This is a genomic window from Sporosarcina pasadenensis (assembly GCF_047228845.1).
Lineage (GTDB): Bacteria > Bacillota > Bacilli > Bacillales_A > Planococcaceae > Sporosarcina.
This window is the reverse complement of sequence record NZ_JBFEGM010000007.1, coordinates 16,374-40,630: the sequence shown is the minus strand read 5'-3', so window position 1 is coordinate 40,630 and position 24,257 is coordinate 16,374. Positions and strand designations below refer to the sequence as shown.

The following is a 24,257-nucleotide window of genomic DNA, read 5'->3' as shown; positions in this document are numbered from 1 at the left end:
GGAGGGACAACAATGCGCGTAAATATTACACTTGCTTGCACAGAATGTGGAGAGCGTAATTATATTACAAAGAAAAACAAGCGTAACAATCCGGAACGTCTTGAAATGAAAAAATATTGCTCACGTGAAAAGAAACAAACTTTGCACCGTGAAACGAAATAATCGCTCATGCCAAAACTCTTCGCGGGTTTTGGTTTTTTATTTCAGAATGGGGGAATACTTGTATGAGTAAATTATCAAAACGAAAACAGATGATAACAATCATGAAAGATATGAATCATTCTGAACATGCAAGTAAATCGACTAGGATTTTGGAACGACTCTATACATGTGATGAATATACCTCGGCTCAGACAATCGGGGTTACTGTATCGCGTTTTCCTGAAGTTAATACATATCAATTGATCGAATCCGCATGGAGATCAGGGAAGCGGGTGGCTGTGCCGAAATGCATCCCCGATACGAGGAAGATGGACTTCAGAATTATTACTTCTCTTGAGGATCTTGAAACGGTTTATATGGATTTAAAGGAACCAATTGTCGGACGGACGACTTCAATCGATAAAGGACAGATTGACCTACAAATTGTTCCCGGCGTCTTATTTTCGTATGATGGGTACAGGATTGGTTTCGGCGGTGGGTATTATGACCGTTATTTGAATAACTACGATGGCGACCGCGTGTCCTTGGCGTTTGACAACCAGATTTCACAAGAAGTGCCCATTGAGGAATATGATATTCCAGTGAATAAGATTATTACTGAAATTCGAGTGATACAATGCCGGAAAATACGTGATGCGAAATGACTGATTTCTTTGATGTCCTGCAACTTCTTAAACGTTTCGGCATTTTTATATATACAGGGGAACAAAAAACAGATATCGAAATGATGATGTCTGAAGTGAAAGAGCTTTACGATAATGGCTTGATCATGAAAGAGGATTACTTGCCAGCACTGTTAATATTGAAAAAAGAATTGGGGAAAAGGACCGGATAAAACTTATAGCAGAACGATTCCCAACCGATTTTTTTAGTTAAAAATGAAACTTTTTTAGGTCTCATCCGTCTATTATATATAGTGCATGTACAAATGATAGGGTAAACTTATAAATAGAGGCTTCAACATGAAAGGAAGATTAAGAATGAAAAGAGTAACTTGGCCCAAACATTCCGTACTCGTCATTGCAATTATTGCAACATGGCTAACAACGTATGTGGGCTATATCACTAGCTTTAATATGAAAATTGACAATGTGATGCAGGAATTCATTCTGTTCATGAACCCACTCAGTTTTCTATTATTCATATACGGTTTGGCCTTATTCATGAAGAGTGCGAAACGGCGCAACATCTATATATTTTCAATCAGTTTGATAACGTCCATTATTATGTTCAGCAACGCTGTATTTTATCGATTTTTTAATGATTTCATCACCTTGCCGGTATTATTCCAGACAAGCAATTTCGGTGATTTGTCGTCTTCAATCGGAGCGAACGTGCATCCTTGGGACATTTTCTTTTTCACTGATGTAATCATTATTGCATTGGCTATGAAATTCATCCCTGCATCTGAAAGTGCTCTTAGCCATAGAAGCATTGGACGCAAGCTCTATTTCGTAGTGGCTGCAACAGTGCTCATGGTCAACTTGGGATTAGCGGAAGCTCAAAGGCCGCAGTTGTTGACCCGTAGCTTCGACAGAGAATTGCTCGTTAAAAATATCGGGACATACAATTATCACATTTATGACATGTTCATCCAATCGAAAACACATGCACAACGTGCGTTAGCCGATGGCAGTGAACTGACTGAGGTGGCAAACTATATTAACGCAAATTATGCAGAACCCGATCCTAAAATGTTCGGTGTTGCCGAAGGACGCAATGTGATTTTTGTTTCACTGGAATCTCTGCAAAACTTCGTCATCAACAATGAGATGAATGGATTTGAAATTACGCCATTCCTCAACGAACTGACGAAGGACCCGGACACGTTTTATTTCAACAATTTCTATCATCAAACGGGATTAGGGAAAACTTCCGACTCGGAATTTATTGTTGAAAACTCGTTGTATGGCCGTAATGGAGGTGCTGTCTTTTTCACGAACAGCGGGAATACGTTCAACTCCATGTCAGAAAGACTAGGTGAAAATGGCTACTTTACGAGTGTCATGCATGCTAATAACCGTAGTTTCTGGAACCGGGACATCATGTACCAAGCATTAGGCATACAAAAATTTTATGATGTCGAAAGCTATGAGATCGGAGAAGGGCAAGCGGTCAACTGGGGAATGAAAGATATTCCGTTTTTTGAACAGTCCGTTGAAATCATGAAGACAATGCCCCAACCGTTTTCAACTAGAATGATCACATTGACGAACCACCATCCATTTGATTTGGATGAAGAAGATATGATTATTCCACCGTACGATTCCAATTCGAAAACATTGAATAAATACTTCCAAGCTGTCCGCTATATGGATGAAGCTGTAAAAATCTTCTTTGAAGACTTGAAGAAAAGCGGATTGTATGACAACTCAATAATTGTTATGTACGGCGACCATTATGGAATTTCGGAAAATCATAATAAGGCGATGAGTATGTACTTGGATAAGGAAATTACTCCATTTGATAATGTTGAATTGCAAAAAGTACCAATGTTCATCCACATTCCTGGTTATGGTAAAGGAAAAACAATTGATGAGCTCTCCGGTCAATTGGATGTGAGACCGACTGTTCTTCATTTGCTCGGCATCGAGACGAAAGAAGACATGCAAATGGGTGCGGACATTTTCTCACCGGATCATGAGCCGTTTGTCATTTTCAGAGACGGGCGCTTAGTGACAGAGGATTATATTTACACTCATGACGTTTGTTATGATATCAAGACAGGGGAAGCAATCGAAGGTGAAGCGTGTGGCCCTTATATCGATCGCGCCAACACTGAACTTGGCTACTCCGACTTGATTATTAATGGAGACTTGCTCAGGTTTTCGGATACGGAAGAGGAATAAGCCAAAATTGGCGATAACGACTAAATTCTGCACGGGTTCGTTTACCGTGCAGATATTTTTTTGAATAAGACGGAAGGGAGAGGGTGGCATAATGAAAAAAGGGCTATGTTTAATTGCGATGCTCATCTTTGTTCTATATGGCTGTGCGGAGCAGAAAAATCCGCCGTCTGTGCAACCTGACATGGAAGAATCATTCGATATTGCAGAAGAGCCATTTGAGCCGCCTTCTCCTCATGTTTTTAAAGCAGACCCTTCCAAGTTCCATTTCATAGCAGATTGGCTGACTGACACTCAAATCCTCTATGTAGAAAAAAACGACGGTTTCTACACAGTGAACTATTTTGACATTGAAACAGGTGAATCCGGATTGGTTTATGAGGATGAATCGTTCATTATCGATGTCCTCGTCCATCCATCCGGTGACTATTTATTAATACATACGAGTGAACATCCTACAACCGCGGCCATAAAGATTGTTGGAAAAGATGGAGCGGTCCAGCATCAGGTGGAAATCGATTCGACTGAGCTAGGCATTGAGTGGAATCGTACAGACCCGAAAAAGATACTATTCACTGCCTTCCATGAAGACTGGTCCTATGACCTTTTCGTGTTTGATGGCAATGATGATAGTTTGTCCATTGTTGAATTGGACGATCCCTTTCCTAAATGGGCGGGAGAGAATAGAATTATGACCCTTTCGTTCAGGGGGCATCCTCTCGATGGAGGAGATATCGAGATATTTCACATGGAGGATGGGGAGATAGAGACGACTGAAATTGGAAACGCGATTTATTTTGATGTGTTAGAGGATTCTATCGTATCCGTACAATCCGTCGATGCGGGGGCATTCGCATATACAATTAGAAAACTTGACGGAACAGTTGCCTTTGGGTGGACGTTGCCAGCTGTCAGCAATTATTCAGAGTGGATTGTGCCATCGATTGAATGGCTCGATGAAAAGAGTTTGATTGTCATAGGGGCAGAAAAAAGCGGTCAACTCGATGAAATGGAATCAGGATTTAATATGTATTTTTTTGAAAAAGGTAATTCTGAGCTGATTATAAAAGGGTTGGATGCGGGCCCGATCAAATGCTCTCCGTCCGCAAAATATTGTTTAAGCGGATATTCATCAGATGAGTTGATTGACGTGGAAGCAAAGGAAAAACTTAAGTGGATTAAGTTTGACAACTAAAAAAACATCCCCTGCAATTTTATGCAGGGGATGTTTTTTTCTAAACAAATACTGATTAATGCAAAGGTGTAGGATATCCTTGGAAGACAATCGTTGCGATTGTAAAACCGCCGAAGATGACAGCAGCCCCAAGATTGAACAAAATGCTCAGCACATTACGTTCTTTGAAAGCTTGTACAGTACCAATGACAGCAAAGATCGCAACGAGTCCGAAAATTACCATTAAGATGTTCATGCGGAAGACACTCCTTTCAATAGAGAAAAAATGAATGCCAATTTAGCAATAGTCCTCTTCTATTGTACTGTTTACCACAAATTTTGTCGAGGTATATAAATGACGAATGTTTGAAATCCAGTCAGAAGTTCATTACTATCAAGTATAGGAGGTGTGAATAATGCTGGAAATACGTACATATCCATTAGGTCCAATACAAACGAACTGTTATTTGATTTACAATCGTGAAGAGGAATGTTTAGTAATTGATCCTGGAGAAGAAGGGGATCGCATTATTGCTGAAATCGAAAGAACGAACAGCAAACCGCTTGCTATCCTATTGACGCACGCCCATTTCGATCATATCGGAGCGGTGGATCGGGTGAGGAATCATTTTGATATACCAGTCTATATTCACAAGGCTGAGCAGGAGTGGCTTGGCAACCCGGATTTTAACGGTTCTTCGAGATATCCCGGCCTGCCTATTGTGAAAAATCAGGCTGCGGATCATTTACTTGAGGAAGGTGAGTTGCAGATTGGTTCCTTCCAATTGGAGGTCCGCCATACCCCGGGTCATTCTCCAGGGAGTGTCTCGTTCATTTTCAATGATGCGCAAAAGGCAGTAGTTGGTGATACGCTTTTTAAAGGCAGCATAGGCAGAACGGATCTTCCAGGAGGCGATACACAGACGTTGCTTCAGTCCATCCATGATAAACTGTTGAGCTTGGATGACGAGTTTGTCGTTTTTCCCGGCCATGGACCTTCGACAACCCCTTGGGAGGAAAAAGATATGAATCCGTTTTTGAACGGCTTCTCCTAAAAAGAAAAAAACAGCCGATCGGCTGTTTTTTTCTTTGGACGATTAGTGTCCTGAACCTGGTACGTGAATGAATGTCGCATAATAGCTGAATCCTACCATGAAAATCATAAGGTAAGCTCCAAACATGTACATATACATACGCTCTGTAAGATTCAAATATCCAAGCAACAGGAAGAAAATAGTGCTCGCGATCATGATAACGGAAGCTGTCATCATGTCACCGACGAAAAACATTACAGCGAAAATGCCAGTCCAAAAACCGCATAGCTTGAACATGTTATCCATAAGTGCGTCCCTCCTTAACGTAAAACAATACAAAGATCTCTTCTTCATTATAATAGATAGCAACTCGAAAAGTAAACTCCAATCAAGTCGACATTGTGACAAATGAAAGGAGAGTTAGTAGATCATTCCAGTGCAAAATTCATTTTTGTCGTTAAAACAGCATTCAAAAATCGAATTTAAGCCGAAAACGGCATGTGAATTTTGAATTCGCGAAGAAGTATTCCTTTTTCGATTTGTTCCACGTATACTCGATGTAAAGTGAAAAGCGGTCTTTCACTTTTATCTTGATTCAGCAGGAGGTCCTGCCAAATCAATGCGTAATTGATTGAAAGAGGGGTGTTCAATGGAAAACCGTGACAATCTCGTTGAGAAAAAGTGTTTTGACCTTTTGGAACGGGCGATTGCCAATGAGGCAACAGACATCCATCTCGTTCCGTTGAACAATCATTATGATATTTGCTTCAAAAAGAATTCAAAACTGGAACGGTCCGGCACCTATCCCCCGCATTTAGCCGCCCGTATGATCTCCTTTTTCAAATTTCTCTCCTCGTTAGATATCAGTGATAAACGAAAACCACAAAGCGGTTCATTTCATAAGAAAATGCAGAATGAAAACTATTCGTTCCGTGTATCGACCATTCCCTCAATCCGAATGAAAGAAAGTGTAGTCATCCGTATTCAAAGGCATGATCAAATCGTCCCACTAAATACGCTCTGCATCGATCCTGTTTGGGAAAAGAAGCTCCGGCGTGCTGCAGAAGAGCGGCAGGGGCTCGTCCTGTTGACTGGTCCGACTGGAAGCGGGAAGACGACGACAATCTATTCCCTAACTGCCCATTGTGTCAATCATCTTGAAAGGCATGTAATTTCACTCGAAGATCCAGTCGAAAACAATCATTCACATCTTCTTCAAATACAAGTGAATGAAAGAGCCGGCATGACTTATGCAGCCGGATTGAAAGCGATACTGAGGCATTCCCCTGACGTAATCATGATTGGTGAAATAAGGGATGCCGAAACTGCTAGAACAGCTGTGGCGGCAGCGTTGACAGGGCATCTTGTATTGACGACGGTACATTCAAAAGATCCGGAGGGATGTTTTTATCGAATGATGGATTTTGGAATTACGGCGGAAGAATTGAGGCAAACGGTAGTTTGCATATCATCGCAACGGCTCATTCAGAAACAAGATGGCGAGGTTGGGGCTGTATTTGAAATTGTCGAAGGCGAATTGTTAGAGGCGATTGCAGATGGAATCATTTCGGGCAAGCGCGTATCTGTGCCAAAAGATATGACAATTGAAGCAGTCATGAAAAAATACAGCATGAAAAAAGGGGTTTCCCATGGTTAGTGTTAGTATGGGACGGGCGTTGTTTAAGCAATCTGTGCAATGCATTGAAAACCGTCCGGCTTTTTTGGGAAGGCTCGCTGTCCTTATGCAAGAAGGGTACACATTCCACGATGGAGTCGTACTACTTTTGCCTCATCATTCCAAACAATACAATGAATTGATCGAGCAAGTGGAAAATGATCTGATGGCAGGACTTGGGGTTACGGATATTCTTAGTAGGCTTGGATTTTCATCTACTATACTATTGCCGATCGTCATCGCGGAAGTGGATGGAAGATTGCCGGTTGCATTGAAAGGGATTGCGGAAAGAATGAAGCAATCGGAAGAAAGGAAGAGGAAGTTGCGAAATCTTCTACTCTATCCATTCATTCTTTTCTCTTTTCTTGCTATCTTTTTAGTAGTTTTTAGAAGCTATTTCCTTCCCAACTTAGAAGCGATGGCGGTAGCAAGGAATGAGGAGGCGACAGGTATCGTTTCTATGCTTCCTCTACTCGTCTCAAGATTACCGGACGCATTGATCGGTTGCGGTGTGATTCTCATTATAAGTGTGGGAATTGGTGCCGTGTTTTATCGCAAAATGCCGCCGTCGAGAAAAATCAGCTTCATCATGTCGATTCCTTTCATCGGTTCTTTTTTCTCGAAAGTGATAACGAGGGACTTTTCAGGCGAAATCGGTAGTCTCCTTCAATCGGGACTACCCATGCAAGACGCACTTGAAGTGTTGGTGGAACAAAAGGTGAATCCGATCCTGAGTGAAGTCGCAATGACAATTAAAGGACATGTCGTCTATGGGGAAAATTTCGACACAGCAATAGAGTTGACGGATGGTCTGCGTAAGGAGTTATGCTCATATGCCAAACACGGTTCCGATACAGGACATTTGGCAAAGGAGCTTCAACTATTTAGTGAAAATCTCCACGATATGATCGAAGAGGAGCTGGGGAAGTGGCTTGCGTTGTTGCAACCTGCTCTGTTCGCAATATTGGCCATATGCATATTGGCCGCCTACCTGGCATTGTTACTGCCGGTGTACAGCATGTTTGATAATTTATAGGGAGGGAGTAAGTCTTGAAAATGGTGAAGGAAGAAGACGGCTTCACGCTCATTGAAATGATGATCGTTTTACTCATCATCTCTGTCTTAGTGTTGATAGCGATACCGAATGTGACAAAACATTCGAAGTCGATCGATGACAAAGGGTGCGAAGCATTTGTGAAGATGGTGGAAGGACAAGTTGCGGCGTATAAAATGGAGCATCATGATAACCCAAGTATGCAAGATTTGGTTGACAAGAAGTATTTACCGGAAGGTGCAAAATGTCCGGACGGAACTGAAGTTTTACTCGAAAACGGTGAAGTGACAGCACCGAATTTCAACAAAAACACCGCAGGACAATGAAGCCAACTAACGAAAACGGCTTTACATTTCTGGAGATGCTCTTAGTTTTAAGTGTCGTAGCCATTCTGACAGCTGTTATCCTTCCTATCGGCGATCGCTGGATAACAAAACAGAGCGAGGAGGAAGCGCTGTATACTTTCATCGCTACGATTCATCATGCGCAAGCGTATGCAATGGCAAATGAAACGTATACGGCAGTCAGATTCCGTAATTCAGGGAAATCCTATAGTTTATTTGCGCCTAGCTCAGTAACCTATTCCACTATCGACTTTCCTGGTAGTATGTATTGGTTGAGTGGCGGCAATAGAATTAGCGCGGTCGAGTTTCATCCGAATGGACATATTATTAATCCGGGTACAATCATTTTGCGGACATCAACGGGGGACAAGCGGTTAACATTGCAGCTGCAGCATGGGAGGGTGCTTGTTTATGATTAATGAAAAAGGATATTCTTGGCCGGAAGCGATGTTATCACTTGTTGTTATTACGGTCATTTTCGGGACATTATTACCGCTTTATTCCCATCTGTCGGAGCGTCTTGAAATGAAGAAAATGGCTATGCATGCAGCAGAATCCGCCTATCATGGGGCCATTCTCTATCATGCTTACGGAATGATGGCGGGGACAAATCGGATAGAGAAGTCTGTGTATCAATGGTCGATTGATAGTGAAGGCATCTGTGTAACCTATCATTACATAGAAAGGGAATTTGTGAAATGCATAGAGTTCTGAAATGTTGTAATGAGTCAGGATACTCCCTTCTCGAAGCTTTGTTTCAACTACTAATTATGGGCGTATTCCTTCATTTTGCTGTCCTTTTCTACTATTGGAAGCAGCCGATCGAGCGTCAATTGGAAGATTACTACGCGACTGAATGGGAACTGTTTGCGATTGATCTGCAATCATTGTTAGTTAATATGGAAGATTTCAATGTCCTAATGGGAAACAGGTCAATCTCACTCACGAATGATAGGGGAACAATTGAAGTGGGGCAAAGTAACTACGTCATCCGCAAATTGACCAATCTTAAAGGATATATTCCCCTCTTCACTAATGTCTCGGATGTAATTTTCACACATGAAGGACATGAGTTGAACGTTGAAGTGACAATGCTTGACGGAAGGAAGCGGGAGAGGAGATTTGCAATTGGTATTCGCCAGGAATGAGGAAGGAACCATTTTAGCCGCTTCGTTAATTTTACTATTTATCGTAAGCCTCTTTCTTTTTACTATCGTTTCATGGCATAGTAATCTATACAGAACATTCGATTCAATAGAAATCTATTATGAGAAAGAAACAACAAAGTTGATGAGGCAAGGCGGGTAAAGATATGAAAAGAGTATACTTGGTCGGTTTCATGGGAAGCGGAAAAAGTGCAATCGGGAAGCGGCTCGGAACGTTGCTGAATTTGCCTTTTTACGATATGGACACGGAAATTGCCAATCGGACAGGCATGGCGATCCCTCAAATTTTCGAAACGTATGGCGAGGAAGGGTTCAGGGAGATGGAAACGGAATTCCTGCGGAACTTCCATGATGAATATTGTATCATCGCAACCGGCGGCGGTGTGGCAATGCGGGAGGAAAACAGGGAGATTATGAGAAGGACAGGACTTGTCTTTTACTTAAACTCCACATTTCGTGACATTTGGCGCAGGATTTCCACTGATAGAAACAGGCCGATCGTACAACAGTCATCTAGATATGAATTGGAAAAGCTCTTTCACAACAGGAAGCCGCTTTATATGCAAAGTGCCCATTTTAAAGTTGAAACAACGAATAGGACATTAAAAGAAATTACGCAGTATATCGCTTCTCAGATTATTAGATTGAAAAACGGATAATGAATGCATCTTAAATGTTTGATGATTATAACACGAACATTAATTAACTTTTTATCATTTTCGTTCGTGTATATAATAAAATATGAAAAAGGATTGCGCTTGCAAAAATGAAATGTTAAGATATAAGGCGAAAGGACAGTTATTCGTCTGAATTTTAATCATTTTATCTTTAATTGCATATGGCGGATGATTGAATGGGGAGAGCACGCATTAGGCGTCGCCGAAGGAGCAAGTAACGAAAGTTATGAATCTCTCAGGTAAAAAGACTCATTCATGACGCGTCTCTGGAGAGTGCCGATATTATTCGGCCACCAAAGAGGAAAGCCGCAAGGTCAAACTTTCAGGTACACGGACAGAGGTTCTCTTATTTAAGGGGACTTCTGTCTTTTTTTATCATTCATTTCAAGGGGGATATGACTTTGACAGAAACTTTGAAACGTACCGCTCTCTTTGATAGTTATCAAGAGTACGGTGGAAAGACGATTGATTTCGGTGGTTGGGAATTGCCTGTTCAGTTCTCAGGCATTAAGGCTGAACATGAAGCTGTACGTACGAAAGCTGGCCTATTTGACGTTTCGCATATGGGTGAAGTTTTTGTTTCAGGCGAGGATGCACTTTCCTTCCTGCAAGGATTAGTAACAAATGACGTCTCCAAATTGAAGGACGGTCAAGCGCAATATACTGCCATGTGCTATGAGAATGGCGGAACTGTGGATGATCTGCTCATCTATAAAAGGAAAGAGAATGATTACTTGCTCGTTGTGAACGCTTCTAACATTGAAAAGGACGTTGAGTGGATGAAGCAGCATACTACAGGGAACGTAGTCATCGAAGATCGTTCGGAAGAGTATGCCCTGCTTGCATTACAAGGCCCGAAAGCGCAAGAAGTTTTGCAGAAATTGACTTCAGAACCATTGGATGAAATCAAGTTCTTCCGTTTCAAAGAAAATGTCGATATTGCTGGACACAATGTACTCATTTCCCGTACAGGATATACCGGTGAAGACGGTTTCGAGATCTATGGATCGCCGGAGTCGATGGTCGCTCTTTGGCCTGCGATCTTAGAAGCTGGAGAAGAGGAGGGGGTTGTGCCTGCAGGTTTAGGTGCTCGTGATACGCTCCGATTCGAAGCGGGTCTGCCGCTTTACGGCCAGGAATTGTCAAAAGATATTTCACCTCTTGAAGCAGGCTTAGGATTTGTTGTCAAGTTGAATAAAGAAGCTGATTTCATAGGCAAAGAAGTGCTTGCTGCACAGAAAGAGAATGGCGTGCCAAGGAAGCTTGTCGGTCTTGAAATGATTGATAAAGGGATTCCTCGGACCGGTTATAAAGTGTTCATTGGTGATAAGGAGATCGGAGAGGTTACTACCGGAACTCAATCACCCACATTGAAAAAGAATATCGGATTCGCCCTTCTTGCAACGGAACATACCGGCGAAGGAACTGAAGTGGAAGTAGAAGTGCGCAGCAAACGATTGAAAGCAGTATTGATCGCTACACCTTTCTACAAACGATAAATGAATGAAAAGGGGACATGTTGATATGAAGCATCGTTATATTCCTATGACGGAGACGGATCGTGAAGAAATGCTATCGGCAATCGGAATTGCGACAGTTGATGAGCTTTTTGATGATATTCCAGAAAAGGTCCGCTTTAAAGGTGAGTTGAAAATTAAGGAAGCGAAGTCGGAATCGGCATTGATGAAAGAGCTTGCGCAGCTTGCAGCGAAAAACGCAGATGCACGTACATATGCATCTTTCCTCGGAGCAGGCGTGTATGACCACTATAAGCCGGTCATCGTCGATCATGTTATTTCGCGTTCTGAATTCTATACAGCTTATACACCGTACCAACCTGAAATCTCACAAGGGGAACTGCAAGCCATCTTCGAATTCCAAACGATGATTTGTGAATTGACAGGAATGGACATTGCCAACTCATCAATGTATGACGGTGGTACTTCACTGGCAGAAGCTGGGACGATGGCGGCAGGACATACACGACGCACGAAAATCCTCGTCTCCGAAACGGTCCATCCTGAAGCGCGGGATGTAGTGGCATCCTATGCAGCTGGCCAATTCATCGATGTTGTCACAATCCCTCATAAAGATGGTGTGACGGATATGGCTTTGCTTGAGGAGTTGCTCGATGATAATATAGCAGCAGTTCTCGTCCAGTACCCGAACTTCTTCGGACAGGTGGAAGACATCCAGAAAATTGGGGACATCACTCATGACAAAGGTGGCTTGCTAGTCGTATCAGCGAATCCGCTAGCACTAGGTGTATTGACGCCTCCGGGTAAATTGGGTGCGGATATCACTGTTGGAGATGCGCAACCATTCGGTATATCAGAACAGTTCGGAGGACCGCATTGCGGATACTTTGCAACTACGAAAAAATTGATGAGGAAAATGCCGGGAAGATTGGTAGGGGAAACTACTGACGGTGAAGGCAGACGTGGTTACGTACTGACGCTTCAAGCACGTGAACAACATATCCGACGTGACAAAGCGACATCCAATATTTGTTCGAACCAAGCATTGAATGCCCTTGCGGCTTCGGTTGCGATGACCGCCTTAGGAAAAGTTGGGACAAAGGAAATCGCATACCAAAACATAGCAAAAACCGCATATGCGAAAAGCGCTTTTGAAAAAGCTGGATTCGAAGTGAAATACGGCGGAGTTCATTTCAATGAAATTGTCGTGGCATTAAAAAAGCCGGTTAGAGAAGTGAATGCGAAGCTTCTAGATAAAGGAATTATCGGCGGATATGATCTTGGATTGACGTACCCTGAGCTGTCCAACCACGTATTGATTGCCGTTACTGAACAGCGTACGAAAGAAGAAATCGATGCACTTGTGCAGGAAATGGAGGCCCTTCATGCATAAAGATAACCAACCGCTCATTTTTGAAATTACAAAAGCAGGCCGGATCGGCTATAGCTTGCCTGAGCTTGATGTTCCTGAAATCGATCTTTCAAGCCATTTGCCGGAAGGTCTTCTCAGAGAGGAATCTCCTGAACTTCCAGAGGTTTCCGAACTTGATATTATGCGCCATTATACAGCTTTATCCAATCGAAACCACGGGGTAGATACCGGCTTCTATCCACTTGGATCTTGTACGATGAAGTATAATCCGAAAATAAATGAAGCAGTGGCAAGATTCCCTGGGTTTGCGAACATTCACCCATTGCAGGATGAATCGACTGTCCAAGGCGCAATGGAAATGATGTATGATCTACAGGAACACCTTGAAGAAATTACCGGAATGGATGAAGTGACGCTTCAACCAGCTGCGGGTGCCCATGGCGAATGGACAGCTCTTATGATGATCCGCGCATTTCACGAAGCGAACGGTGAATCCCACCGTACGAAAGTGCTTGTACCGGATTCAGCGCATGGAACAAACCCTGCTTCCGCTACAGTTGCAGGTTTTGACACAGTGACAGTCAAATCAAATGAATTTGGACTTGTCGATATCGATGATTTGAAATCGAAGGTCGGCCCGGATACGGCTGCCCTCATGCTTACGAATCCGAATACATTAGGACTCTTTGAGGAAGATATTCTTCAAATGGCTGAAATTGTACATGGCGTAGGTGGGAAATTGTATTATGATGGTGCAAACTTGAATGCTGTTATGGCAAAGGCGCGTCCTGGAGATATGGGCTTTGATGCGGTTCACTTGAATTTGCATAAGACATTTACAGGTCCGCATGGCGGAGGTGGTCCAGGTTCCGGCCCTGTCGGCGTAACGAAGGAATTGGCTCCATTCTTGCCGAAACCAATCCTTATCAAAGAGGAAGACCGTTATACTTTTGAATACGACGTTCCACAATCAATCGGGCGCGTCAAACCTTTCTATGGCAACTTTGGCATCTATTTGCGTGCGTACACATATATCCGCTCAATGGGTCCGGATGGCTTAAAAGCTGTCACGGAGAACGCGGTATTGAATGCAAACTACATGATGCGCAAACTGGAGCCTTATTTCGATCTGCCTTACAAGCAGCACTGTAAGCATGAGTTCGTATTATCAGGTCGTCGCCAGAAGAAATTGGGTGTACGGACATTGGATATGGCGAAGCGACTGCTCGACTTCGGGTTCCATCCACCAACAATCTACTTCCCGTTGAATGTTGAAGAGGCGATTATGATCGAGCCTACGGAAACGGAATCGAAGGAGACGCTCGATTCTTTCATCGACGTAATGATTCAGATTGCGAAAGAAGCAGAAGAGAATCCGGAAATCGTTCAGGAAGCCCCTCATACGACTGTCATCAACCGTCTTGACGAGACGAAAGCAGCTCGCCAACCTGTGTTGAGGTATACAAAAGAAGAGCCTGTGCATGCTTGATATGAAATAAAGAAAGGAGAGGCCCTGTAACCGGGTCTCTCCTTTGTCTATTCAATCGATTATTTACTTTTCACTTTGCCTGTCCATGTTCGGAATCCGCCTTGCAATTGATAGAGTTGGGTATAGTCCCGTTTCTTCAAGAACATAGCAGCTCGTGAGCTCTTCCCGCCGTTCTGATCATAAAGATAGACCGGCTTGTCCGGACGTATTTCTTTAAAGCGTTGACGGAACTGTGAATACGGGATGTTGCGGGCGCCTAAAATATGACCAGCCTCGAATTCCTTCGGTTCACGCACATCGATCAATTGCGCTTTTCTGTATCCTTCGATGAATTGCTCCTGCGTTAAATTTGTAACTGCTTTTTTGACACGAAACATCATGATGACAAAATACAAAATGATGGCGAGTATAACTGCTCCAAGAATATAATAATCCACAACCGTTTTTCCCCTTTCTTTCTATAGTTCCATTATAAAGAATGAGTAGCACTTGTTCAATGGGAATGATAAAATGATATGCATTGCTGGTAAGGGGGTAGATGAATTGGGGAAGACTGTTTGGCATTTTATCAATTCAAGAAAATGTTCACCATCATACAATATGGCGCTTGATGAAGCACTATTGGAATGGCATAGCAGGGGGGAGATCGGTCCCGTGCTCCGTTTTTATGAGTGGGAGCCTGCAACCTTGTCGATCGGATATTTTCAACGCGTCGAAAAGGAGATCGATTTGGAAGCGGTCGAGAAGCACGGACTCGGTTTTGTCCGTCGACCGACCGGTGGAAGAGGCGTCCTACATGAGCATGAACTTACATATAGCGTTATCGTAACAGAAGAATACCCTGGAATGCCGGAGACCGTCACAGAGGCGTATCGGGTCATTTCGGGCGGTCTTTTGGAAGGCTTCCGCAATCTCGGACTGCATGCTGAATTTTCAGTGCCAGTATCGAGGGAGCAGAATGAAAACTTGAAAAAGCCGAAAAGTGCCGTTTGTTTCGATGCGCCAAGCTGGTATGAACTCGTCGTCGAAGGGAAGAAAGTCGCCGGAAGCGCACAAACCAGACAGAAGGGTGTCATTTTGCAACATGGAGCAATCCTTTTAGGCTTGGACGAGGACAAGCTTGTGTCCCTTTTCAAGTTCGAGTCCGAGGAAAGTCGGAAGCGGATGCGCGAAAGCCTGCCGGAAAAAGCGGTCGCCATCGATCGATTGACCGATCGTTCCATCTCCGTGGAGGAATGTGTGGAGGCTTTTGCAAAAGGCTTTGAAACGGCATTAGATATCGTTCTTCAACCGATGGAACTTACAGAGGAACAACTCCTTTTTGTAAAAGAGATTGAACAGAAAAAATATGCGAATAAAGACTGGACGTTTAGAAAATGAGACTGGAACTTTTGGATTATTTTTTGCGTTAAACCGCATAATAGCAACTTCGGTTTTTCCTGTTCAAAATCTTGTCATTGATACGCGTTTCAATATGTAGTAGATTAGGGAATAGAATCAACACAACATGTTGTGTTAATAAAAATATACCAGAAGGAGGATGCGTTAATGGTAATTGTTTCGAAGCATCAGGAACCAATTCTGGACAAGGCGCGGCTGAATGAGGATATTGCCCAATTCCCGCAAGTGCATCCAATTACAGAAGACATGAAAATCGAACATAGCGGGGTATCAAGACTCGTCATGATCGATCGATATTCGTTCAAGGATACTGAAAAGAAAACATTAAAAGTCGGTGATTTCGTTGTTTTGACGGTCAAGGAGGATCCGAAGTTTCCAGCAAGGGGACTAGGTTTCATTACAGCGCTTGATAATGAAAATCGAAAAGCGGATATTTGGATCGAAAAAGAATATCGCAGTGCAATCGACAATCCCGAGAATCAGGAAACAGGCATAATCACAAGACCGATTGATGTCATTGAAAAGCCACTTGAAGTATTTTATGAGCAGATCGCTAAACGGAATGCGACAGGGCTTGCATCTGTCGAAAAGACTGAAGAGCAGCGAAAGGCATCATTCGATAAATTTTATGATCAACTCTCCAAAATGAACTTCATTCCAGCGGGCCGTGTATTATACGGGGCTGGATCGGATACTGAAGTGACATTTTTCAACTGTTACGTCATGCCGTTCGTGGCGGATTCACGAGAAGGGATTTCCGATCACCGTAAACAGGTAATGGAAATCATGAGCCGTGGCGGTGGCGTTGGCACAAACGGTTCGACATTGCGACCTCGTAACACGCTTGCTCGAGGCGTCAACGGGAAATCTTCCGGCTCAGTATCATGGCTCGATGATATCGCGAAATTGACACATCTTGTCGAACAAGGCGGTTCAAGACGTGGTGCTCAGATGATCATGCTTGCGGACTGGCACCCTGACATTTGCGAATTCATCATTTCGAAGATGCAGAACCCAAGGATTCTACGTTATCTTCTGGAACATACAGAAGACGAAATGATCAAGAAGCTGGCAGATGAAAAATTGAAATTCAAACCGCTAACTGCGCAAGAGGAAGCGATGTACCAAGGAATTCTCAACTATCGCACAATCCCTGGAATGGGCGGCTTCAATGAAGCAATCTTGAAAGACGCGGAGACGAAATTACGTGACGGCGGGACGTACTCTGTACACAATCCTGACTTTCTGACAGGCGCTAACATTTCCGTTACATTGACAGATGATTTCATGAAAGCTGTGGAAGAGGATGCTGATTATGAGCTCCGTTTCCCTGCAGTTGAAAAATATTCCCCTGAGGAAATGGCTGCGTATAATGAGGAATGGCATAAGGTCGGGGACGTGCGTGAATGGGAAAGTCTTGGATATGAAGTCCGTGTCTACCGAACAATTAAAGCACGCGCACTGTGGGATCTAATTAACATTTGCGCAACATACTCAGCAGAGCCGGGCATTTTCTTTATCGATAATGCAAACAAAGAAACGAACGCTAAAGCATACGGCCAGCAAGTCGTAGCAACAAACCCTTGTGGTGAGCAACCTCTTGCGCCATATTCTGTTTGTAATCTTGCGGCAGTCAACCTTGCAGAGTTTGCAGATAAAGAAACCAAAACTGTAAACTACGATAAATTGAAAGAAACAGTCCGTGTAGGTGTCCGTATGCAGGACAATGTCATCGATGCGACACCTTATTTCCTTGAGGAAAATAAAGTACAAGCCCTCGGCGAACGCCGCGTTGGACTTGGTGTAATGGGTCTTGCTGATCTACTGATCTATTGTGAGAAGGAGTACGGCTCAGAAGAAGGCAACGAACTTGTAGACAAAGTGTTCGAAACCATTGCGACAACGGCCTACCGTGAATCGATTGAGCTTGCGAAAGAGAAAGGTAGCTTCCCATTCCTCATCGGAAAGAACGATGAGGAAACAAAAGCGCTCCGGGAAGCATTCATCAACACAGGATTCATGAAAAAAATGCCGGAAGATATCCGTGAATCGATTTTAGAACATGGTATTAGAAACTCCCATCTATTAACTGTAGCTCCAACGGGATCCACTGGAACAATGGTTGGCGTTTCTACCGGCTTGGAACCATATTTTTCCTTTACTTATTACCGCAGTGGACGCCTTGGGAAATTTATTGAGGTCAAAGCGGGTATCGTTGAGGAATACTTACAACGTCATCCGGAAGCAGATCCGGACAACCTTCCTGAATGGTTCATTTCTTCAATGAGCCTGGCGCCGGAAGCACATGCAGACGTACAATGCATCATCCAGCGCTGGATCGACAGCTCAATTTCCAAAACAGTAAACGCTCCACGTGGCTATACAGTTGAGCAGGTGGAAAGTGTCTACGAGCGTCTTTACAAAGGTGGAGCCAAGGGTGGTACTGTGTACGTAGATGGAAGCCGAGACTCGCAGGTGTTAACGTTGAAAGCCGAAGAAAACGAAATGGAATCTGATTATGTGGAAGAGACCATCGAACAACGAAAAGTCGTACTCGTTAACACAATCCAAGACTTGCGTTCGACCAACGTCACAATCGGTTCAGAAGTCGGCGATACATGCCCTGTCTGCAGACAAGGAACTGTCGAGGAAATGGGCGGATGTAACACTTGCACCAACTGCAACGCACAATTGAAATGTGGATTATAATAAGATAACGGACTGTCCACTAAGTCCGAATAATAACTCAGGAGAAGAAAAACAAATGTTTTTCTTCTCCTGTTTTTCTTTTGTTTTGAATTTGAAATATTTGGTATAATGAACAAGGCGTTATTTTCAACAATCGGGCCATTTAGCGGCAAACATTTTAGAAAAAGGCGGGGTTGGATGTTAAATCGAGTCATTCAACAATTCAAATTGAATTTGTTATCAATTCAAGAGGTTGAAGATTCCCATAGCTCAACAGTTTATAAATGTAATTTGCTTAATGGGGAAAATGTCTTTTTGAAAATACCTTACACAAAATTGAAGTGTCAACGGGAATTGGAAGCCTATGAAATCTTAAAAGGTAGAGTTTCCATTCCTAACATGTTGGATTATTGGTCTGGTGATGAGGAGTGTCCCGGAGCGTTCTTATTATCCGAATTAAAAGGACAACCGCTAACAAATAAGGATTTACCCACAGTAGCGTTTCAGGTTGGGGTACTTCATGCCTCTATGCACCAGATTCAGCCACCTACTACAACACAGTTAATTGGCATACAAGACGAATTTCCGGACTGGTCTAATTTTGTGGAACGCCAATTTTATAGTTTCGCAAAGGATGTGAAGGAAGTTTTGGATGAAAGTATATACAGACTGGCCATTGAAAAGTTTGAACATATGAAACTGCAGCTCCCACCTTCAGATGGCCCAAGCTTTATACATATGGATTTTCGTCCAGCAAATATAATTGTTGATGAAGATAATATGTCAGGCGTGATAGATTTTGAAAGTGTACGATTTGGTTCAACAGAAATCGATTTCACTAAACTGTATCGTGATTTTTTAAGCTTTGATTTTAGCTTGTATCAGTCCTATCAAGAAGGCTATAACACCATAAGACCATTAATTGATTTAGAGGTTGTGCTGCCTTTTTATCAATTTACAGATGCTTTTAATAGTATTGGCTGGTGTAAACGCCGTGGAATTGAAAAGAACGCTTCATTTCTGGAGGAAAATCTTTCAATCCTAAAAAAAGTATTGCTATAAGCCACAATCGGACCATTACGTTAAAGAAAGGTATGAAGTAGGATTATAAATTATAAGAGGTGAATCATGACTAAGATATTTTCAAAAGAAAGGCTCACATTCACACAGTTTATACTTCATATATTAATCGCTACGATAGGGCTTATTAGTGTGCCATTGCATATACTTTTTTCTCCCGAACCACGTGTATCTATTACGAAATTCACAATCCATTCTAATATCATTGTCACCATAATATTTACAATAAGCACGATTGTTATTTTGTTAAAGAAAAAAGAAAGTCGTATGTTGGACTTGTGTAAAAATGCAGCCCTTATTTACATGATAGTAGTTTTAGCAACTTACCACCTTATCCTTTCGAGTGGTGGAGAATACAGTGGGCTGAGGATCATTACAAATTTTACATTACACTATTTAATTCCAATGTTAGTTATACTAAATTGGATTATTTTTGAAGAGAAAAAGTGGTATAGTTACAAATCAATCGTCTTATGGTTGTCTTTTCCAATACTCTACGGCGTTATATCATTAATAAGAGGAATGTATGATGGATTTTATCCTTACTTTTTCCTGAATCCGAATGGTCATATCCCTGATGGAGTTGGCAGCTATGCAAACGTAGCATTAGTCATAGTGGGTCTCACCTTTGTTTATTCCATGCTTGGTTATCTGCTAATATTAATGAATAGGGTTATTCTTAAATTGCAAAATACTAAAAAAGATATTGTGAAATGAAATAAATTTAATAGAAGTCCGCTATACGATTGTAGAAGAGTTACTCAGGTATGTATATTTTTACGTCGATTATAAAAAATATAAAAAGGAAGTGCCTCGGATATTGGGGCACTTCCTTTTGTTAATTCACCGGAACAGTCGATTCATTCATCTTTGGATTCGATGACTTTAAAATATCAACATTCTCAATTCCTTGCTCTTCAATTTCCAGCAGCTTATTGAAAGAGGCGATCGCCACTTCCACCTGCTGATCATCAGGTTCTTTCGTCGTCAATAACTGGAGCCATAATCCGGGATAACCTAGATACTTCAATACAGGGACATTGCGAAGGCTGTTCGTAAACTGCAATACTTCGAAAGATATCCCGATTACGACAGGAATCAACAAAATTCTGTTGACAATCCTTAGCCATAAAGGATCTGTCGGCACTAGAAAATAGATGAACATCCCGACAATCACTGTAAACAACAAGAAGCTGCTTCCGCATCTATAATGCAGGCGGGACTGCGCTTGGACATTTTCAACGGTAAGTGGAAGCTTGTTTTCGAAAGCGTTAATCACTTTATGCTCAGCCCCATGATATTTGAAGACCCGCTTAATTAACGGCGTCATGGAAATGAGGGAAATGTACAACAACAGTAACGAGAGTTTAAAAAAGCTTTCCAGCAATATTTGAGCTGTCTTTCCCGGAGCAATGAAATCTAGCATTTGCGCTAAAAAGACCGGTACGAGAGTAAATGCAAATTTACCGAACAAAAACGATAGCACGCCGACCGCGGCGACGCCGATCACCATGGCGAGCTTTGATGTTTCTTCGCCATTCTCTTCTACTTCTTCGCCGGGCATGACATCGTATCGCTCATTCGCAAACGTCAAGTGTCTGGATCCGATCCCAGCTGATTCGATTAAAGCAACAATTCCACGTACAAAAGGTATCTTTTTCAATTTCATCGATAATGGCTTTTGCTCTTTTGGAACGTAAAAATAATCGAGGGAATCATCTTTGCGCCGAATAGCTGTCACTGTATGATTTCTGCTGCCGAACATTACGCCTTCAATAAGCGCTTGCCCACCGTATGCCGGCGGTTGTTGTTTTTTAGACATGGGTTAACCAACACCTTCTCTTATCAAATAAATAGCATATTACGAAAAATGATCAACTCTATAAACATTATAGCAAATAACTTATCTTAATATTGTACAAAAAAATGGTTGTCGACTCCACCATTAAGGTTTAAAAAACTGAGTAATTTCCGACACTCATCATAAGGAGGAGTCGAGATGTTCAATAAAACAATGATATGGACGACAATCATCGCAGCATTATTCACAATAGGGGCATTGAAATTCCTGCATTTTTTTAATTTCATAAAATGGTCACCAGTCGGATGGGGTGAAAAATGGTTATTATTCGGTTCATCCGATGAAGGTTGGAAGTGGGCAATCTTATTCATCATCTTACTTATTGTGTTCGGATTATTTTATGCTATATCGAGGGCGACGACTAACATTCCGCCAGCTATAACGGCCATCGCTGTGAGCATTATCGCGGCTGTCGCTATTGAATGGATCATTTATGCGCCACAGACGTTTACAGAAGGTGTCAAGAAGCTGTCCATTCCATTCATCTCAATTATTGCGATCGTCAGCAGATTCATTACGGGTACCGCTGTATATATGAAGAAAAGTTTCGAATGACATATATAAATAGGTTGCGCCATTGGAACGATATGATAAAATGGGGAAGAAAATGGTGAGGGGAATGGTGTAGCTGTGAGATTGCTTGTTCTGAATGGACCGAATTTGAATCGGCTAGGCAAAAGGGAACCTGGGATTTATGGTGCGGAGACTTTGGCGGATGTTGAAGACCATCTGCAATCAATCGCCCAAGAGCAACTCGTGGATATTTCTTTTTTTCAGTCGAATGCAGAAGGCGCATTGATCGATAAAATCCATGAAGCCGAGGATGCCGGGTGTGACGGAATCATTTTCAATCCTGGGGCTTATACACATACAAGTGTAGCACTAAGGGATGCAATTGCTTCTGTGAATGTACCGGTCATTGAAGTCCATATTTCGAATATACATAGTCGGGAACCATTCAGACAAACTTCAATGCTCGCACCTGTGTGCATCGGGCAGTTGTCAGGCTTTGGCACAAGCGGCTATGAGCTTGCACTCCGGGCTTTCCTTCTCCGAAGAAAAGGGGTAAAGCTATGAAACTGTCAAAATTGAGGGAAGCATTGAAAGAACACGGATTAGATGCACTATTGGTGACAAATTCATATAACCGACGTTATATGACCGGTTTTACAGGAAGTGCGGGTGTTGCAATCATCTCAGCTGAGGACGCAGTGTTCATCACAGATTTCCGGTATACGGAACAGGCGGCTGAGCAAGTGCAAGGATTCCGCATCGTAAAGCATGAAAAAACGATCATCGAGGAAGTCGCAACCCAAGTGGATCAGATGAAAATTAAAACACTTGGCTTTGAAAAAGATAATGTTTCATTTGGCACGTACGAATTATATAATGACAAAGTGGATGCGGAACTGAAAGCGGTATCTGGCATCGTAGAAAAGCTTCGTCTCGTGAAGTCGGCTGATGAAATTGAAGTCCTTAAACAAGCGGCGAAAATTGCGGATGATGCATTTTCGCATATTTGCACTTTCATCAAACCGGGTGTAACTGAGCTTGAAGTCTCAAACGAACTTGAAATGTTCATGAGAAAACAAGGTGCAGCCTCATCTTCTTTTGATATAATTGTAGCTTCGGGTGAACGTGGTGCTTTGCCGCATGGCGTCGCTTCTGAGAAAGTGATCCAATCTGGAGAAATGATCACATTGGATTTCGGGGCACTGTACAATGGATATATTTCAGACATCACCCGAACTGTCGCAGTAGGAGAGCCTTCAGAAAAAATGAAGGAAATCTACGAAGTGACCCTTGCGGCGCAGGAACTGGCTTTGGAAAAGATTAAACCGGGTATGACAGGTATAGAAGCGGATGCAATTGCCCGGGACTACATCAAGTCGAAAGGTTATGGGGACGCATTCGGACACTCGACTGGCCATGGCATCGGATTGGAAGTTCATGAAGGCCCGGCATTATCATTCCGTTCGGAAACGGTTCTTGTGCCGAATATGGCCGTAACTGTCGAACCGGGCATATACCTTCCTGGCATCGGCGGCGTCCGTATTGAGGATGATATACTAATCACTGAAGACGGCAACGTCCGTTTGACGCATTCACCTAAAGAATTAATCATCCTATAACGAACATAATGGAGGAAAAAGCATGATATCTGTAAACGAGTTTAAAACAGGTCTTACAATCGAGTTTGAAGGGGACATTTGGCGGATTATTGATTTTCAACACGTCAAGCCAGGAAAAGGTGCAGCATTCGTCCGTTCTAAACTACGCAACTTGCGTACAGGTAATGTGAACGAAAAGACATTCCGAGCAGGCGAGAAAGTCGAAAAGGCGCAAATTGACAACCGTCGCATGCAATACTTGTATGCAAACGGTGATGACCATGTCTTCATGGACAACGAATCATACGAGCAGATTGAATTATCTTCTGCACAGATCGAAGAGGAATTGAACTACTTGAGAGAGAACATGGAAGTTCATATCATCTCATTTAAAGATGAAATCCTTGGTGTCGATCTTCCGGCAACCGTCACTCTCGAAGTAACCGAAACTGAGCCGGGCATTAAAGGCGACACGGCGAGCGGCGGATCGAAGCCGGCTACATTGGAAACCGGTCTCGTCGTCCAAGTCCCATTCTTCGTAAACGTTGGAGATAAACTGATCATCAACACAGAAGAAGGCGAATACGTTTCAAGGGCTTAATACAAATTTGCACTCCGACTCCTTTATGGGGGGGCGGGGTGTTT

Annotated in this window: 28 protein-coding genes and 1 riboswitch; of the genes, 24 read left to right on the top strand and 4 right to left on the bottom strand. The window is 42.7% G+C overall.

Annotation, left to right across the window (positions count from 1 at the left end; genetic code table 11):
* Window positions 1-12 precede the first annotated feature (12 nt).
* From rpmG to AB1K89_RS10895, 5 genes are all read left to right on the top strand, one after another.
* On the top strand, window positions 13-162 hold the full coding sequence (rpmG, locus tag AB1K89_RS10915; RefSeq protein WP_060210366.1) for a 50S ribosomal protein L33: 150 nt from the start codon (window positions 13-15) through the stop codon (window positions 160-162).
* A gap of 62 nt (window positions 163-224) precedes the next feature.
* Window positions 225-806, top strand: a complete 582-nt coding sequence (locus AB1K89_RS10910) for a 5-formyltetrahydrofolate cyclo-ligase (protein WP_413054771.1) — start codon at window positions 225-227, stop codon at window positions 804-806.
* Complete coding sequence (locus AB1K89_RS10905) at window positions 803-997, top strand: YqgQ family protein (protein WP_413054770.1); 195 nt, start codon at window positions 803-805, stop codon at window positions 995-997. The genes AB1K89_RS10910 and AB1K89_RS10905 overlap by 4 nt, the downstream gene beginning before the upstream one ends.
* A gap of 145 nt (window positions 998-1,142) precedes the next feature.
* A complete protein-coding gene (locus AB1K89_RS10900; protein ID WP_413054769.1) occupies window positions 1,143-3,011 on the top strand; it encodes an LTA synthase family protein in 1,869 nt (622 codons plus the stop codon).
* Between the two features lie 91 nt (window positions 3,012-3,102).
* Window positions 3,103-4,203, top strand: coding sequence for a YqgU-like beta propeller domain-containing protein (locus AB1K89_RS10895; protein ID WP_413054768.1), 1,101 nt, complete (start codon window positions 3,103-3,105; stop codon window positions 4,201-4,203).
* A gap of 55 nt (window positions 4,204-4,258) precedes the next feature.
* Here AB1K89_RS10895 and AB1K89_RS10890 read toward each other — a convergent pair whose 3' ends face one another.
* The gene (locus AB1K89_RS10890; protein ID WP_252502949.1) at window positions 4,259-4,438 is read right to left on the bottom strand and encodes a DUF2759 domain-containing protein; all 180 of its coding nucleotides are present in this window, start codon (window positions 4,436-4,438) and stop codon (window positions 4,259-4,261) included.
* A gap of 160 nt (window positions 4,439-4,598) precedes the next feature.
* Between AB1K89_RS10890 and AB1K89_RS10885 the strand changes: the two genes are divergently transcribed.
* Entirely contained in the window at window positions 4,599-5,237 is a 639-nt protein-coding gene (locus AB1K89_RS10885; protein WP_413054767.1) for an MBL fold metallo-hydrolase, read from the top strand.
* A 42-nt stretch (window positions 5,238-5,279) separates the two neighbouring features.
* Here AB1K89_RS10885 and AB1K89_RS10880 read toward each other — a convergent pair whose 3' ends face one another.
* Window positions 5,280-5,522: a DUF2626 family protein gene (locus tag AB1K89_RS10880; protein ID WP_252502951.1), complete on the bottom strand. Its 243-nt coding sequence runs from the start codon at window positions 5,520-5,522 to the stop codon at window positions 5,280-5,282.
* Window positions 5,523-5,865: 343 nt separating this feature from the next.
* On the opposite strand from AB1K89_RS10880, the gene comGA reads away from it, so the two are divergent.
* The 10 genes from comGA to gcvPB all read left to right on the top strand — a co-directional run bounded on the left by comGA (window position 5,866) and on the right by gcvPB (window position 14,471).
* The gene (comGA, locus tag AB1K89_RS10875) at window positions 5,866-6,873 is read left to right on the top strand and encodes a competence type IV pilus ATPase ComGA (protein WP_413054766.1); all 1,008 of its coding nucleotides are present in this window, start codon (window positions 5,866-5,868) and stop codon (window positions 6,871-6,873) included.
* A complete protein-coding gene (gene comGB / locus AB1K89_RS10870; RefSeq protein ID WP_413054765.1) occupies window positions 6,866-7,927 on the top strand; it encodes a competence type IV pilus assembly protein ComGB in 1,062 nt (353 codons plus the stop codon). The genes comGA and comGB overlap by 8 nt, the downstream gene beginning before the upstream one ends.
* Window positions 7,928-7,947: 20 nt before the next feature.
* Window positions 7,948-8,271: a competence type IV pilus major pilin ComGC gene (gene comGC, locus AB1K89_RS10865; protein ID WP_413054921.1), complete on the top strand. Its 324-nt coding sequence runs from the start codon at window positions 7,948-7,950 to the stop codon at window positions 8,269-8,271.
* The gene (comGD, locus tag AB1K89_RS10860) at window positions 8,268-8,708 is read left to right on the top strand and encodes a competence type IV pilus minor pilin ComGD (protein ID WP_413054764.1); all 441 of its coding nucleotides are present in this window, start codon (window positions 8,268-8,270) and stop codon (window positions 8,706-8,708) included. Before comGC ends, comGD begins: the two co-directional genes overlap by 4 nt.
* Entirely contained in the window at window positions 8,701-9,003 is a 303-nt protein-coding gene (locus AB1K89_RS10855; RefSeq protein WP_413054763.1) for a hypothetical protein, read from the top strand. Before comGD ends, AB1K89_RS10855 begins: the two co-directional genes overlap by 8 nt.
* Window positions 8,988-9,437, top strand: coding sequence for a competence type IV pilus minor pilin ComGF (locus tag AB1K89_RS10850; protein WP_413054762.1), 450 nt, complete (start codon window positions 8,988-8,990; stop codon window positions 9,435-9,437). The genes AB1K89_RS10855 and AB1K89_RS10850 overlap by 16 nt, the downstream gene beginning before the upstream one ends.
* A 164-nt stretch (window positions 9,438-9,601) precedes the next feature.
* Window positions 9,602-10,114, top strand: a complete 513-nt coding sequence (locus tag AB1K89_RS10845; RefSeq protein ID WP_413054761.1) for a shikimate kinase — start codon at window positions 9,602-9,604, stop codon at window positions 10,112-10,114.
* 186 nt (window positions 10,115-10,300) lie between these two features.
* Window positions 10,301-10,393: riboswitch (glycine riboswitch) on the top strand.
* Between the two features lie 140 nt (window positions 10,394-10,533).
* Entirely contained in the window at window positions 10,534-11,631 is a 1,098-nt protein-coding gene (gene gcvT, locus AB1K89_RS10840; RefSeq protein ID WP_489686567.1) for a glycine cleavage system aminomethyltransferase GcvT, read from the top strand.
* Window positions 11,632-11,656: 25 nt separating this feature from the next.
* The gene (gene gcvPA / locus AB1K89_RS10835; protein ID WP_413054759.1) at window positions 11,657-13,003 is read left to right on the top strand and encodes an aminomethyl-transferring glycine dehydrogenase subunit GcvPA; all 1,347 of its coding nucleotides are present in this window, start codon (window positions 11,657-11,659) and stop codon (window positions 13,001-13,003) included.
* Window positions 12,996-14,471: an aminomethyl-transferring glycine dehydrogenase subunit GcvPB gene (gcvPB, locus tag AB1K89_RS10830; RefSeq protein ID WP_413054758.1), complete on the top strand. Its 1,476-nt coding sequence runs from the start codon at window positions 12,996-12,998 to the stop codon at window positions 14,469-14,471. Before gcvPA ends, gcvPB begins: the two co-directional genes overlap by 8 nt.
* Window positions 14,472-14,530: 59 nt before the next feature.
* On the opposite strand, the gene AB1K89_RS10825 is transcribed toward gcvPB, so the two are convergent.
* On the bottom strand, window positions 14,531-14,908 hold the full coding sequence (locus tag AB1K89_RS10825; protein WP_252502962.1) for a rhodanese-like domain-containing protein: 378 nt from the start codon (window positions 14,906-14,908) through the stop codon (window positions 14,531-14,533).
* Between the two features lie 106 nt (window positions 14,909-15,014).
* On the opposite strand from AB1K89_RS10825, the gene AB1K89_RS10820 reads away from it, so the two are divergent.
* The 4 genes from AB1K89_RS10820 to AB1K89_RS10805 all read left to right on the top strand — a co-directional run bounded on the left by AB1K89_RS10820 (window position 15,015) and on the right by AB1K89_RS10805 (window position 20,357).
* Entirely contained in the window at window positions 15,015-15,851 is an 837-nt protein-coding gene (locus AB1K89_RS10820; protein ID WP_489686566.1) for a lipoate--protein ligase family protein, read from the top strand.
* Window positions 15,852-16,019: 168 nt separating this feature from the next.
* Window positions 16,020-18,581: a vitamin B12-dependent ribonucleotide reductase gene (locus AB1K89_RS10815; RefSeq protein ID WP_413054757.1), complete on the top strand. Its 2,562-nt coding sequence runs from the start codon at window positions 16,020-16,022 to the stop codon at window positions 18,579-18,581.
* A gap of 177 nt (window positions 18,582-18,758) precedes the next feature.
* Window positions 18,759-19,622 carry an aminoglycoside phosphotransferase family protein gene (locus tag AB1K89_RS10810; RefSeq protein WP_413054756.1) on the top strand — a complete coding sequence of 288 codons (864 nt, stop codon included), beginning with the start codon at window positions 18,759-18,761 and terminating at the stop codon, window positions 19,620-19,622.
* A gap of 66 nt (window positions 19,623-19,688) precedes the next feature.
* The gene (locus AB1K89_RS10805) at window positions 19,689-20,357 is read left to right on the top strand and encodes a Pr6Pr family membrane protein (RefSeq protein WP_413054755.1); all 669 of its coding nucleotides are present in this window, start codon (window positions 19,689-19,691) and stop codon (window positions 20,355-20,357) included.
* Between the two features lie 121 nt (window positions 20,358-20,478).
* Here the strand turns inward: AB1K89_RS10805 and AB1K89_RS10800 are convergent, their stop codons facing one another.
* Complete coding sequence (locus AB1K89_RS10800) at window positions 20,479-21,462, bottom strand: DUF1385 domain-containing protein (RefSeq protein WP_413054754.1); 984 nt, start codon at window positions 21,460-21,462, stop codon at window positions 20,479-20,481.
* A gap of 177 nt (window positions 21,463-21,639) precedes the next feature.
* Between AB1K89_RS10800 and AB1K89_RS10795 the strand changes: the two genes are divergently transcribed.
* From AB1K89_RS10795 to efp, 4 genes are all read left to right on the top strand, one after another.
* Entirely contained in the window at window positions 21,640-22,056 is a 417-nt protein-coding gene (locus AB1K89_RS10795) for a hypothetical protein (protein WP_413054753.1), read from the top strand.
* Between the two features lie 75 nt (window positions 22,057-22,131).
* A complete protein-coding gene (gene aroQ / locus AB1K89_RS10790; RefSeq protein ID WP_413054752.1) occupies window positions 22,132-22,578 on the top strand; it encodes a type II 3-dehydroquinate dehydratase in 447 nt (148 codons plus the stop codon).
* The gene (locus AB1K89_RS10785; protein WP_413054751.1) at window positions 22,575-23,633 is read left to right on the top strand and encodes a M24 family metallopeptidase; all 1,059 of its coding nucleotides are present in this window, start codon (window positions 22,575-22,577) and stop codon (window positions 23,631-23,633) included. Before aroQ ends, AB1K89_RS10785 begins: the two co-directional genes overlap by 4 nt.
* A 22-nt stretch (window positions 23,634-23,655) precedes the next feature.
* Window positions 23,656-24,213, top strand: coding sequence for an elongation factor P (efp, locus tag AB1K89_RS10780; RefSeq protein WP_413054750.1), 558 nt, complete (start codon window positions 23,656-23,658; stop codon window positions 24,211-24,213).
* Window positions 24,214-24,257 lie beyond the last annotated feature (44 nt).